13 protein-coding genes are annotated in these 12698 nt (G+C 50.1%); 10 read left to right on the top strand and 3 right to left on the bottom strand.

The genetic code is table 11. From position 1 onward, the window contains the following. Nucleotides 1–79 precede the first annotated feature (79 nt). A complete protein-coding gene (locus tag Q8O77_RS05065; RefSeq protein ID WP_305551761.1) occupies nt 80–799 on the top strand; it encodes a LytTR family DNA-binding domain-containing protein in 720 nt (239 codons plus the stop codon). 69 nt (nt 800–868) lie between these two features. Here Q8O77_RS05065 and Q8O77_RS05060 read toward each other — a convergent pair whose 3' ends face one another. Together Q8O77_RS05060 and Q8O77_RS05055 are read right to left on the bottom strand one after the other, a co-directional pair. Next, entirely contained in the window at nt 869–1984 is a 1116-nt protein-coding gene (locus Q8O77_RS05060; protein WP_305551760.1) for an OmpA family protein, read from the bottom strand. Between the two features lie 31 nt (nt 1985–2015). Next, the gene (locus tag Q8O77_RS05055; RefSeq protein WP_305551759.1) at nt 2016–4760 is read right to left on the bottom strand and encodes an ice-binding family protein; all 2745 of its coding nucleotides are present in this window, start codon (nt 4758–4760) and stop codon (nt 2016–2018) included. 171 nt (nt 4761–4931) lie between these two features. Between Q8O77_RS05055 and Q8O77_RS05050 the strand changes: the two genes are divergently transcribed. Beyond that, nucleotides 4932–5639: a VC0807 family protein gene (locus tag Q8O77_RS05050; RefSeq protein ID WP_305551758.1), complete on the top strand. Its 708-nt coding sequence runs from the start codon at nt 4932–4934 to the stop codon at nt 5637–5639. Here the strand turns inward: Q8O77_RS05050 and Q8O77_RS05045 are convergent. Next, a complete protein-coding gene (locus Q8O77_RS05045) occupies nt 5626–6492 on the bottom strand; it encodes an ion transporter (RefSeq protein ID WP_305551757.1) in 867 nt (288 codons plus the stop codon). The two genes, Q8O77_RS05050 and Q8O77_RS05045, sit on opposite strands and share 14 nt — an antisense overlap. Before the next feature lie 274 nt (nt 6493–6766). Here Q8O77_RS05045 and Q8O77_RS05040 point away from each other — a divergent pair, with 274 nt between their 5' ends. From Q8O77_RS05040 to Q8O77_RS05005, 8 genes are all read left to right on the top strand, one after another. Beyond that, nucleotides 6767–8245 carry a polysaccharide lyase family 1 protein gene (locus Q8O77_RS05040; protein WP_305551756.1) on the top strand — a complete coding sequence of 493 codons (1479 nt, stop codon included), beginning with the start codon at nt 6767–6769 and terminating at the stop codon, nt 8243–8245. Nucleotides 8246–8701: 456 nt separating this feature from the next. Beyond that, nucleotides 8702–9217, top strand: coding sequence for a hypothetical protein (locus tag Q8O77_RS05035; protein WP_305551755.1), 516 nt, complete (start codon nt 8702–8704; stop codon nt 9215–9217). A 118-nt stretch (nt 9218–9335) separates the two neighbouring features. Beyond that, on the top strand, nt 9336–9710 hold the full coding sequence (locus Q8O77_RS05030) for a hypothetical protein (protein ID WP_305551754.1): 375 nt from the start codon (nt 9336–9338) through the stop codon (nt 9708–9710). A gap of 100 nt (nt 9711–9810) precedes the next feature. After that, nucleotides 9811–10056, top strand: a complete 246-nt coding sequence (locus Q8O77_RS05025) for a hypothetical protein (RefSeq protein WP_305551753.1) — start codon at nt 9811–9813, stop codon at nt 10054–10056. Between the two features lie 193 nt (nt 10057–10249). Further along, nucleotides 10250–10696 (top strand): hypothetical protein, encoded by a 447-nt coding sequence (locus Q8O77_RS05020; protein WP_305551752.1) that lies wholly within the window; start codon nt 10250–10252, stop codon nt 10694–10696. Between the two features lie 108 nt (nt 10697–10804). Beyond that, entirely contained in the window at nt 10805–11686 is an 882-nt protein-coding gene (locus Q8O77_RS05015) for an alpha/beta hydrolase (protein ID WP_305551751.1), read from the top strand. Between the two features lie 92 nt (nt 11687–11778). After that, entirely contained in the window at nt 11779–12231 is a 453-nt protein-coding gene (locus Q8O77_RS05010) for a hypothetical protein (protein ID WP_305551750.1), read from the top strand. Beyond that, the gene (locus tag Q8O77_RS05005; RefSeq protein ID WP_305551749.1) at nt 12224–12652 is read left to right on the top strand and encodes an energy transducer TonB; all 429 of its coding nucleotides are present in this window, start codon (nt 12224–12226) and stop codon (nt 12650–12652) included. The genes Q8O77_RS05010 and Q8O77_RS05005 overlap by 8 nt, the downstream gene beginning before the upstream one ends. Nucleotides 12653–12698: the final 46 nt, after the last annotated feature.

Below are 12698 nucleotides of genomic sequence, written 5' to 3'. Positions count from 1 at the left end.
ACTGATACTCTTCATCCCGGTCAGAGCTGCTGTGCGTTGCATTTTTTTCGAGTCGGATATGAAACTAAGCTGTTTAATAGTGGACGACGAACCTTTAGCCAGGGCTGGCATAAGACACCTGCTGAGCAAGCAGCAACAATTTGAAATTACTGCAGAAGCCGATAACGGCACTGAAGCATTACGTCTGGCGCAACTGCATCAGCCGGACATTATTTTTCTGGATATTCAGATGCCGGGCCTGGATGGCCTGAATGTGCTGCGCCAGTTAGCCAATAAGCCGGCAGTGATTTTTTGCAGCGCCTACGCCGAACATGCCGTTACCGCCTTTGAACTGAGCGCGGTAGACTATCTGCTTAAGCCCTTTAGCGCCGAGCGTTTTCAGCAAGCCTTATTTAAAGCCTGTGGCAAAATTATCCATGGCCTCAGCCGCCAGGCCGCACCGCAGCCTGAACCGGAACCGGAATATATCGATCGCATAACCATCCGCGATCCCGGCCGCTTACGCATTGTTGATGTCAGCGACATCAGTTGGATTGAAAGTGCGGGTAACTATGTCGATATTCATGTGTATTCGCAGCAAAAAAGCTACCTGCTGCGCGATACCATGGCGGCGATAGAAAGTAAGCTGGACCCGGCGCTGTTTGCCCGCATTCACCGCTCGTCTATCGTGCGTAAAAGTGACATTGTGGAACTAAGACCGGGCGATAAAGGCGATGCCGAGGTGGTGTTAAAATGCGGCGCCAGCCTAACCATGTCGCGCCGCCACCGCGCCGCGCTGGCCGGATTATTTGGTTTGTAACAGCCGCCACTTTTTCGCCGGCAAAAAAAGCAGCATAAGTTATGCTGCTTTGCTGTAACACCCTGCCGGCTACTCCACAATTATTTCAAATAAACCGCGCATATTAGCGTTGGCCGCATTCGAACGCAGCTCTGCAGGCCGCGCTTCATACTCCGCCGGGTTGTTCTGGCCAAAGCCTATGGTTTTAAACCGGGTTGCTGCTATGCCTTCGCTAACCAAAAACGCTTTAATTGACTGAGCCCGGCGTTCACTCAGCGCCTGGTTGTACTGTTCGGTACCGCTGGCTGAGGTGTAGCCGGCAATACGCACTCTGGCCGCCGGGTTGGCGTTAAGTGTGCGCACATGCTGGCGCAAAATAACCTTAGTGTCGGCATTTAAGTCAGCAGTATCAAAATTAAAATGCACATCTTCCAGTACCAGCACTTCCGCATCTGCAGTCATCCCGGGTTGCGCCCTGCGTGCAGGTGCCTCTGTGGCCACAGGCTTAACTGCAGCCGCTGTATAGCGTGGCTGAGTCTCGCCAAAGCGATACACCAGGCCGAGTGAATACAGGTCAATGTCGCCATCGTTACCGACTAAGTCATCCATACGGTAACGCTCGGCTTCCAACCGCAGCGTAAAGGCAGCAGAGATATCGTATTGCAAACCCAGGCCGTATTTATGCTTGGTGTAATCATCGCTGTAGTCTGCAGTATTGATTAAGCCGTTGCTGCTAAACCGCGTTTCTGACTCATTTCGCGTTACACCCAAGCGGGCAAAAGCCGACAAGCGGGCGGTCAATGGCAAAGTGCCGACCAAATCCAGGTTCCAGCCCTTTAGTTTGGTATAGCCGCCATAATTCGTCACCGGCACCGTATCGGCCATAAACCGAAAATCGCCCAGATCAAAATAGCCGCCTTCCAGCGCTATATAACGGCCAAGCTGATAGCCAAGGTAAATTTTATAGCCCTCGTTACGGCTGTCTTTATCGATTGACGTCACGGCGAAGCCATTATTTTCCAGCGCGGCCCGGATAGCGGCACTGTCAATATTGGCGCTGGATTTGCCAACATTCATCCCGGCAAACCAGCCGTTTTCTGTGTAACCGGCAGCATCTGCAGCCAGGCTGCTAAACGACAGCACAGGCAAGCAACCGGTGGCAAATAAGGCGACTGTCGCCCGGGTTAATACTGTAGTAATTTTCATATCTCTGTCCTTTTTATCGACGTGCCACAGCCTATTCCGGCTTGGTCACGGTATTGGCGTCCAGCGTGACCTGCTCAGTCACAGAGAACAAACGGCCTGTTACATCAGCCCCTGTACCCGCATTTATTTGTGGCCAGGCCAATACATTGCCGGCAAAGCTGCTATTGCTACCCAGCATGGTTGCGCCGCCGGTGCGCCAATACACATTGTCAGCTTTTGCACCACCGCTCAGTGTCACGTTGCCGCCGGGAGCCCCGGTGGTAAAGGTACCTGCGATAACAAAGATAAAGACTGAATCCGGATCGCCTTGTGCATCCAGCGTCAGGTTGCCTTGTTGAATAATGACATTGCCGGCATTGCGGTACACGCCGCGGGTCAGCACCAGGCCACCCAGTTCTGCCGGTAGCGCCTGCGTTGCGGCGGCGGGGTTAGGATCGGCAGCCAGAAAGGTCGCGGCCACGCCTAAGTCTGTGCGTACCTGGTTGATAAAGGCCACCATGGATGCATAAGGTGCCGGCACCACATAAGGCGGGGTGCTGTCATCCGGTGCAAAAGACACACCGTTAGTCAGCTGGGTAAACTGGCCTGCCACAGGGCCTGCGGTAAAACCAGCATAAGCAGTGCGTGCCAAATCAAGGATCGCCATATCACCGTCAGCAACGGCAGAGCCGGCAGTAGTAGTGATAGCCTGGCTGGCTATCATAACAAAGCGCTGTAGCTCGCCCATAGCCGGTGCCTGAGGATTGTCGGCTAAGGCAGGGTTAACAATCAGCTCTGCACTACCCTGCACGGCGCCCAGGCTGGCGCTGATGTCCGTCGTACCGGCGGCGATGGCTGTTGCCAGGCCACTGTTGTTCTGACCACTGGCGTTCAGCACGGCCACCGCCGTATCAGCAGACGTCCATACCACAGTGTTACTGATATTCGCCGTGCTGCCATCGCTGTAACTGCCTGTTGCAGTAAATTGCTCAGTCTCATTCACCAGCACAGCAGCATTAGCCGGGCTTACTGCAATAGACAGCAAAGTGCCCGCTGTCACTGTCAGCGTAGTGCTGGCATCAACTGCAGCGTAACTGGCCTGAATCTGCGCCGTACCGGCCGACAGCCCTGTGGCCATGCCACTGTTGGCAGCCTGACTGGCATTCATCGTGGCAACAGCAACATTATCTGAGGTCCAACTGGCCTGTGTGGTTAAATCTGCGGTACTGCCATCACTATAACTGCCTATAGCACTAAACTGTCGCGTTAATCCTGCTACCAGTGCAGGGTTCTGTGGCATAACACTGATACCGGTTAAGCTGGCATTAGTGATGGTAAGCGTTGCTGCGGCTGACAGGTTGTCAAGCGTAGCACTGATTTGCACCACACCCGGCGCTAAGCCTGTCGCTACGCCACTGCCGGCACTACCGTTTGCTTTCAGGGTGGCCGTTTGGCTATCCGCCGATGCCCAAACTACGGTGTCACTGATATCGACAGTGGAACCATCGGAGTAGATGCCTGTGGCGCTAAACTGCCTGGTTGAACCCAGCGCTATAGAGGAGCTCAGCGGTGTGACACTGACAGAACTTAAGGTTGCCGTGGTGACGCTCAGCGTGGCTTCTGCCGTTACGCCCGCCATAGCGGCGCCTATTTGCACCGTGCCGGCACTCAGCGCGCTGATTAAACCGCTACCGGCGGTCATATCGGCGCCCGGTAACGCCACAGTATTGTCTGACGAGGTCCAGCTGACCAAAGCGGTCAGATTTTCTGACGAGCCATCGGAGTAAATGCCGGTGGCCGTGAACTGCTTGTTTTGGCCGGCAGCAACGCTGCTGTTTAGCGGGCTTATTACCAGGCTATCCAGGGTGGCATCGGTAATAGTGAGCTCAGCACTACCGGAAACGGCTGCCAAAGTGGCGGTAATTTGCGTTGTGCCCATAGCGTTACCGGTGGCCAGGCCGCTGTTTGCGAAGCCACTTTCGTTAACTGACGCAACCTGACCGTCGCCGGAGGTCCACACCACAGAGCGGCTGACATCAATAGCACTACCATCAGCATAGTTGGCAGTTGCAACAAAGCGGCGCGATACGCCAACTACGGCAGTGGCATTAAAAGGCAGCACCACTATGCTGCTTAAGCTGCTGTTGCTAACGGTTACTGTGGTTTGTGCAGAAATACTGCCCAGGCTGGCGCTGATTTGACTGCTGCCTGCGGCCTGGCCGGTGGCAACACCATAGGCGGCTTCCGGGGAGCTGGTAATAGTGACTACAGCAACACTGTCGGACAGCCAACTGACTGCCGCACTGATATCGCGTGAGGTACCATCTTCATACACGCCAATAGCACTGTATTGCCAACTGACGCCGGGATACAAGGTGGCATCAACCGGTGCCAGCTGGATCGACACTAACGCCACATCGCTTACTGTTAATAGCGTATCGGCCGATACACCACCAAAAGACGCGGTAATAACCGAGGTGCCGGGCTCTAACGCCTGTGCCAGCCCTTGCTCATTAATGTTGGCTACCACTGTGGTGGCCGAGCTCCAGCTTACTTCGTCGCTGATGTCCAGCGCGGTGCCATCAGCGTAAATACCGGTTGCACTGAACTGTTGGCTTAAATCCAGCGCGATAGTGGCATTCTGCGGCGACACTACAATAGACATTAACCCCTCAACCGGCTCCGGGCTAAGCACAGGGTCTTTATCGCCGTTACAGGCGGCCAGCAGCGTAAGCATCAGCAAGCCAAATAACCACCTGCCGCTTGCGCCCAACAACCTTGTTTGATATCTGAACATGATATTTATCCTCTGTATGTTTGGCGCACCTGCGCAAAACAGCTTTCAGTTGCCACGCTTGTACCATGCTGCCGGGCAGACGTCTGTGTGATGGCGCTCTTATAGGTTTTTATAAGCACAACGGCGATAGCTTGGTATACTGTGGCAAACTTAACGCGCGGATAAACATTAATGACAACGCCACAACACCCTCAGCCCAAGCAGAAAAAATCAGGCTTTCTCAGTAACTTGCTGATTAACGTCGTGCTGCCTGCGGTTATTCTCAGCCGCTTTAGCGGTGAAGACGCCCTGGGGCCGGTGTGGGCGGTGGTGATAGCGCTGGCGTTTCCGCTGCTGTTTGGTTTGTGGGAGTTAAAACAGTCCGGCAAGGTGAATTTTTTCTCTGTTTTGGGCATTGTCAGCGTACTGCTCACTGGCGGTATCAGCTTGCTGCAGCTGCCACCTTCTTATATCGCCGTTAAAGAAGCGCTGATCCCGGGCTTAATCGGCCTGATTGTACTGATAAGCCAATACACGGCGTTTCCGTTTGTGAAAAAGCTGCTGATTAACCCCGACTTACTCGACACCGACAAGTTGTATCAGGCGTTAGCGGCAAAACATAACAGTGCGCTGTTTGAGCAAAAAATGGCCCGCGCCGGTTATCTGGTCGCGGCAGCGTTTTTTCTATCTGCCGTGCTGAATTATGTGTTGGCTAAAGCCATAGTGGTTAGTGCGCCCGGCACCAGTGCTTATGCGGAAGAACTGGGCCGGATGACCTGGCTGAGCTATCCGGTGATCACGCTGCCGGTTATGGTAATGCTAATGGCGGCCATTATTTATATGTTCCGCCAAATTGGTAAACTTACCGGCTGCTCACTGGAAGACTTTATTCTGCAGTAGAGGATTTTACCGTAACGGATGCTGCAGCAGGCGCTTGCAGTTGCGAGCGCAGCAGGCTCAGCTCCTGTTGCAATTGCTGCATCTGCGCCAGTAACTGTTGCTGCGTCGCCTGCTCTGCGTCGTGCTCGGCCTGATGTTCCTCGTCGTGCATGCTTTGTACCGCGTTTACTATTACGGCAATAAACAGGTTTAGCATGGTAAAAGTAGCGATCAGAATAAAGGGTACAAAAAACAGCCAGGCATAGGGGAATTGCTCCATCACCGGCCGCGCTATGCCCATCGACCAGCTCTCCAGCGTCATCACCTGAAACAGCGTATATAAGGACGCGCCCAAACTGCCGAACCAATCAGGGAAGGCCTCACCAAACAGCTTGGTTACCATGACTGCCGCCACGTAGTACACCAGCCCCAGCACCATGGCAATAGACAGCATGCCGTTAAGCGATTGCACCAAAGCGCCGACAATTTTGCGCATCGACGGCACAAAGGTCAGCACCCGCAGTACCCGCAACACGCGCAGTGCCCGCAGTACCGAGAACGGCCCGCTGGCCGGCAGCAGCGCAATGCCCACTACGACAAAATCAAACAAACTCCAGGCATCTTTAAAGAACGCCAGCCGGTGCGCATACAGCCGTAGCAGTATTTCCAGCACAAATACCGTTAAAATGGCTTTGTCCAGCAGATGAATTGCCGGCCCCGCCCACGCCATCAACGCCGGCATGGTTTCCAAGCCCAATGTCACGGCATTAAGCAAAATCAGCGCCAGCAAAAAACGCTGCACCGTATTGTGCTCAACAAAGGCTTTTATCCGCTGCTGCATTGACGGCAACTGCACTACGACTTCACTACTCATGTTGCACCTCAGAACTTACTGCGTCCGGAAAATAATCTGCCGCTATTGTATGTCAGGCGGAAAAAACTGTGTTGATAAATTTATTACATGGCAAAAAATTACAATTAATTTACTTATTAAGATCAATATGTTGCATTAAACCCTCCGCCGGAATTCTGATATCCGCCGGCTGTTCCAGATATGGAATAGCCAAGCCAGCCGGCCTGTTGCAGGCTTAGCCGGCCCTTGCTGTAACGGCAGGGCAACAACAAGAAATCAACAGAGGATAAGACAGATGCAATACGGCAAATCAATTCGCTTATCAGTGCTGGCGACTGCACTGGCATTTAGTGCTTTAGCACACGCCAATAATCTGGCCATTACCGGGCCAGGCGCCGGTGCCGATGGCTCAGGTAAAGCCAGCGGCACCAGCTACGGCGATGTAAAAGATGCAGATCTGCAAAGCTATTGGCAGGCGCCGGCCAACAGCAGCCAGCGGGTGTCGGTAAAATGGAGCAGTGCGGTTAGCGCTAACCAGGTAATACTGCGCGAGCAGGGCAATAATATTACCGGCTGGCAGCTGGTGAATAATGACAACGGCACTGTACTGGCCAGCGGCAGCAGCATTGGCAGCAGCAAAACGGTTAACTTCAGCACTGTTAGCGCAAAAAAACTTAATCTGGAAATTCTCAGCGCCAGCGCTGCGCCACGGATTGCCGAGTTTGAAGTGTATCTGAATACCGACGGCGGCAACCCGACGGATCCAACCGACCCTACTGATCCGACAGACCCAACCGATCCGGTTGAGCCCGGCCCAATCACCTCTTGTGCTGCCACACCACAAGGTTATGCCTCACTTAACGGCGGCACCAGCGGCGGTGGCGGCAGCAACGCGGTAACCGTAACGGTAAGCACCGGCGCTCAGCTGGTGGCAGCACTGCAAGAGCGCGATTTAAACCGGCCACTGACTATCCGCGTAAACGGCACTATTACGCCCGGTAATTCCGGCGGTGTAAGTAAGTTTGATATTAAAGATATGGATAATGTCAGCATTATCGGTGTAGGCAACAATGCGCTGTTTGATGGTATTGGTATTAAAATTTTCCGCGCTAATAACGTAATTATCCGCAACCTTAAGCTGCGTTACGTCAACACCGGCGATAAAGACGCCATTACCATCGAAGGCCCGGCCAGCAATATCTGGATTGACCACAACGAAATCTATAACAGCCTGAATGTGGGTAAAGATTTTTACGACGAGCTGATCAGCGGTAAGAAAGACGTAGATAATGTGACCATTTCCTACAACTACCTGCACGACAGCTGGAAAACCTCGCTGTGGGGCAGCAGTGATTCCGACAACTACAACCGCCGTATTACCTTTCACCACAACCACTGGCACAAGGTAAATTCACGCCTGCCGCTGTTCCGCTTTGGTCAGGGCCATATTTACAATAACTACTACAACGACATTCAGGACACCGGCATTAACAGCCGGATGGGCGCGGTAATTCGCATTGAAAACAATGTGTTTGAAAACGCGAAAAACCCGATAGTGTCGTTTTACTCCAACGCCATTGGTTACTGGGATACCCGCGGTAACAGTTTCAGTAATATCGATTGGCAGGAGTACCCAAGCGACGGCATTATCGCCGGGCCAAATGTACAACAAACAGCAGTGCTAAACCTGCCCTACAGCTTTAACCTGTTACCCACCAACGAGGTAAAAGCCCACGTACTGGCCAACGCCGGCGTAAATAAATGTAGTTTCTAAGCCAATCAGCAGGCGGCAGTGCCGCCTGATTAACTGCCGCTACCTCAGTACCGCACGACAAATAAAACGGCCAAAACATCGGCCATAAAACCTGGTAAATATAACTGGTTAAAGCGCCGGCAATTACGCTTGAGTTTTTTATCAACAACTTGCGGGTGCCTCACCCGCAAGTTGCTGGCTCAAACCTGCTACAAGTTTAAAATGCTTGATTTACAAACAGCTACAAGCCTAGACTGGATGCAATTTTGCAACTTGCAGGATCTTAAACACACAACTCGCGGGTTTTGATCCTTTGAATAAGCTGTTAGCATTTATCGAGATCATCAGATGCCATCAAACAAAGTAAGGTTGGCCATAGGCTCTGAGAAAAAATGTGAAAGTTCAATTTGGCGGATATGATCTAATAAAAAAGGTGATATTTATGTTGCCGTCCGAATCTTGGGTGGCACCTATAAAATGAGCCTCCACAAAGATGGAAAATGCCAATTTGGTTTCACTGCGGAATTTGCTAGAGAAGCGGAACAACGTTTTGAAGTAAAGCAAAGGCACCTTGAGCTTTGGACTCTACCTGAGGATAACATAGTCAGGACTGTACAAATTCTGGTTCCTGCTTCGGAACTACGTGATATAAAAATAGATAAATCAAAAGATATTACATGGCTCACCGCACCGCCTAAAGGAGCTATAGGCACTATTTCAGTATTTATATGTAAGTCAGGAGAGACGATTACAATACCATGCGACGCAGAGAATCAATGGATCGTATCTGTCTTAGATACGCCATTAAGGCAAGCTGTTATAACTTACGCCTTTACGTATCCAGATAATTCTCTGACACAGTTAATCACCTACGAGAAAGGCAGGTTAACAAGTCTGACCAAAGATAAGTGTTTTCCACATGGGACTAGGGCTACTTTATGGGATTCACGAAAAGATCATAATCGTCATGTCTTGGAGCTTGCTTGTGATTAATCAACAAGATAGTTACGAGCTTATGCTAACAAGTGCCTTAAACATCGCGTCCTATGGCCGCTGGACTCGCAACAAGTTGCTCGCCGTTTAGGCGTGCGTTATGTAACAAGGAGAGTGCATGGATAATTCTCAGTTAGCGGGCGAGATTGCTTCTCAAGTTATATCTGATACAAAATTTTGGATAGCAATCATTGGCTTAGTTGGTGCAGTAATTGGTTCCTTACTGACGATGTTCGGAAATATTTTACTTCACTGGATAAAAGAGAAACCTCAAAGTGATTTGGAGAAAAGTCGCATCAATATGCTGGTAACGATGTTAGATGACGACCGTTTCCCTCAAAAGTGGCGCAGTCTTTCAACTCTGTCTGCAGTAATCGGAGCAAACGATGAAGAGACTAAACGGTTACTTTTCAAAGCAGGCGCAAGAGGTTCTGAAAAAGCTGACGGTAAGTGGGGATTGGTAAAGAACCATCCATTCCCCAGTATTGAGTAATGTTACATAACAAAGTGCGGCATTCGGGGCCTGCGGCCCCTGCGACGCTCACAAGCTCGAGCGCATGCGCACGGCGTTAAGTGTGCAAGGAAATCACGCTGTGGATATAACCAAAGATGAGCTAAAAAGCATTCTCGAACGTTGCAGTGCTGCAACTGATGGCCCTTGGGTATCGTTTGTCGAGGGGCGAGATCATTCATCTGGTTCAAATTTCATACAAACGGCAAGCTATGATATTGAACTGGCTGGTGCTACTGTTGCAGATCAGGATTTTATTGCTGCAGCAAAACAAGATATTCCGCGTTTGGTAGCTATTATTGCAAAACAACATGGCTGGTCTCTGTAGTGTGCGCACTTAACAAGCGCCATCAAAAACGCGCCCTTTGGGCGCTCGACTCGCAACACGTTGCTCGCGTTTGTGGCGGGCGTTAGGGCATCACTTGAAGATAGCATCTCTTTTCGTTTTGACATTCATATTTGTTGTAGCGATTTCGTCGATCTTTAGTTTTGGAAATAACTTCGAACCAAATGAGTCAACCGTGATTCTTGCGAAAATAGTGTCTTTGATTTGTTGCACATTTTTTCTTGTGGCTTCAATTACTATTTTCATTAAGAGACGTTGTGAACTTAAAGAGAGGCTCAACTGGGTTGCAGACAATAAAAAGTTTTATCTTTACTTATCAATAGGCTTACCTGCACTCACAGTATTTCTATTCATGATGCAATTTCAAATGCTCTCTGAGTGGTTTCCATCAATTCATGCCAGAAAATATTCTAATGAGCCAATTTATCAAATGTTAGTCGTAGTCACATCTAAGGAGATGCGAGGTAAAGGTGATTACATGAAGATTATTAATCTAAAAGGCTCAGACAAAGATTTTAGGGTAAGTGACAAATATTATAAAAGTGTTAAAGTTGGTCAGAGTGTTGTTATTGGGTACAGAAAAACAAGGTTTGGCCAGCAAGTCTTGTTTTATATGCCCTAACAAGGCGCTATTGTCGCCACTATCGTGGCCGGGACGGCTTACGCTGCACTCCAGCCGCCCCAAAGCTTTGCGTAAGCAGCTGTCACACCAATCATGGATTGCACCCCTATGAAAAAAATGACGTTTGTTGTTTTGCCATTGACTGTCGCCTTGACTGCGGTCATTACATGGTTTGCCAGTCTTTACATGTTCGAGCGTCCCGTATTTGACGAGTCAGTAGAGCAGAAGGCTATTTCCTCTCAATTACTTGGGGAGGAGCGGAAGTATTTGATCCACTTGCCGAAGTCTTATGAACGCGCACCAAACCGACACTATCCCGTTATTTATGTGCTCGACGGTTCATCTCAGGATATACATACCGCAGCATCAGCCGCCTTAATGGCGCGCATTGCGGCAATCCCGGAAGTCATCGTCGTCGGAATCCCAAACATTGATGGTAAAGGTCGGCAGCGCGACTACACTCCGCCTATGATGTTGCAAGACATCGACGACAAGGACAGCCCTACCGGGCGCGCGGACAAGTTTCTGGCATTCATGAACCAGGAACTCATTCCTGAAATAGATAAGAGCTATCGAACCACTTCATCGCGGGCTCTGGCAGGGAATTCTCGCGGTGGTCTTTTCGTCATATATGCTTTCACGGCAGAGCCGACACTATTTGAGACATACTATGCGCATAGCCCTGCCATGTGGCGTGATAACGAAGAGATGGTAAAGCAGCTAGACCATTTCCTGAAGGCTAATCCGTCAGTGAAAAGTACTCTGTTTCTCAGCCTCGGCAGCGAAGAAAACGACAAAATGAAAGGAGCCTTTCAGAGCACGATAACAACACTGCAAAATCATGCTCCTGTTACACTGCGCTGGCGTTCCCAATTCACCACCGGCGCAAGGCATGGCAACAATGCGGAGTTGGCGACCCCAATCGCCTTGCGGTGGGCGTTTGATTCTAAGTGGGAGCCAGAAGAAACGGCTTATAGGTCTGCGCCGTGACGAAAACTGCGCTAACAAGAACGGCCAGCGGACTCGTTCCTCGCCGCTGCCGTAAGCGTCAGCAGTTCAAATAAGTGCACGGCACAGCATTAATGGCAAAGCCAGCCATTCACAGGGTTTTAGTTATTAAAGGCAAGCTTAAGCAACCTGTATTTTTTAACCTATGCAGTAGAGCAAAGAACACTATGAAAATGTTGATCGTCTTGATTCTTTTATTCATACCCTCGTTAGGGTTTTCTGATCCTTTGGCGAGATTTATGCCTGAAACTGTGGCTGGCTCTGTTGCGCTAAAAAACAAGCTTGTTGGTACTACCTGGGTTTATAAATGGCGGGGTAGAGAATATCTTTTTAGCTTTGCTGCTGACGGCTCTGTCTCTAAGCTAAAAAGCTGGTCAATGGTCAATTGGGTGGTAACAGCACCAAACGAAGTGGTATTGGAAGGGGTATCTGACCGTATGGTGCTGTTATTTAATGATCAAGCTACGGGCTTTACATCAATAGACTGGGACGGCCAAAAAACCAGTGGTGGAATCGTTTTTGAATAAATCAAATCTGTTAGTAGTTTCGGCAATCTTTGCATTAAGTGCTTGCTCGACAGTAAAGCCACCGGGCGTAGCGGAATATGTGGATTTAGTTGGCCATAAAGAGGCTGTAGCTGACTATTGGGCGGTTAAACACAAAGTTGTTCCTGAGTATCCGCGTATGGCAGGGCAAAACGGAATATCGGGCTGTGTTGAGTTCTCACTTTTAATAGGCGCTGATGGAAAACCCCAAAATATGACGGTAATTAAAAGCTTCCCGGGTGAGATGTTTAACAAAAAAGCCTATGAAGCGTTGAGCCAATGGCAATGGCTTCCCGCTGCTATGAATAAACAAAAGCAACCGGTTTTGACCACCATACAATTAGACTTTACCACCCGAAATTCAGTTAACCATGCAAAGGCTTATAGCGCGTGCAAAATTTAAAATCGTATTTTTAAAAGTGATGTATAGCCCAACAACAGCTGAAAGC

The sequence above is a fragment of the Rheinheimera sp. genome (assembly GCF_030690345.1).
Taxonomy (GTDB): Bacteria; Pseudomonadota; Gammaproteobacteria; order Enterobacterales; family Alteromonadaceae; genus Alishewanella.
Note: the sequence above shows the minus strand (reverse complement) of the source record. Positions and strands in the feature narration are given on the sequence as shown.

Coding starts and splice junctions, on each gene's coding strand:
- Q8O77_RS05060 (WP_305551760.1), bottom strand. CDS start 1,984: ATGAAAATTACTACAGTATTAACCCGGGCGACAGTCGCCTTATTTGCC.
- Q8O77_RS05055 (WP_305551759.1), bottom strand. CDS start 4,760: ATGTTCAGATATCAAACAAGGTTGTTGGGCGCAAGCGGCAGGTGGTTA.
- Q8O77_RS05050 (WP_305551758.1), top strand. CDS start 4,932: ATGACAACGCCACAACACCCTCAGCCCAAGCAGAAAAAATCAGGCTTT.
- Q8O77_RS05045 (WP_305551757.1), bottom strand. CDS start 6,492: ATGAGTAGTGAAGTCGTAGTGCAGTTGCCGTCAATGCAGCAGCGGATA.
- Q8O77_RS05040 (WP_305551756.1), top strand. CDS start 6,767: ATGCAATACGGCAAATCAATTCGCTTATCAGTGCTGGCGACTGCACTG.
- Q8O77_RS05035 (WP_305551755.1), top strand. CDS start 8,702: ATGAGCCTCCACAAAGATGGAAAATGCCAATTTGGTTTCACTGCGGAA.
- Q8O77_RS05030 (WP_305551754.1), top strand. CDS start 9,336: ATGGATAATTCTCAGTTAGCGGGCGAGATTGCTTCTCAAGTTATATCT.
- Q8O77_RS05015 (WP_305551751.1), top strand. CDS start 10,805: ATGAAAAAAATGACGTTTGTTGTTTTGCCATTGACTGTCGCCTTGACT.
- Q8O77_RS05010 (WP_305551750.1), top strand. CDS start 11,779: ATGGCAAAGCCAGCCATTCACAGGGTTTTAGTTATTAAAGGCAAGCTT.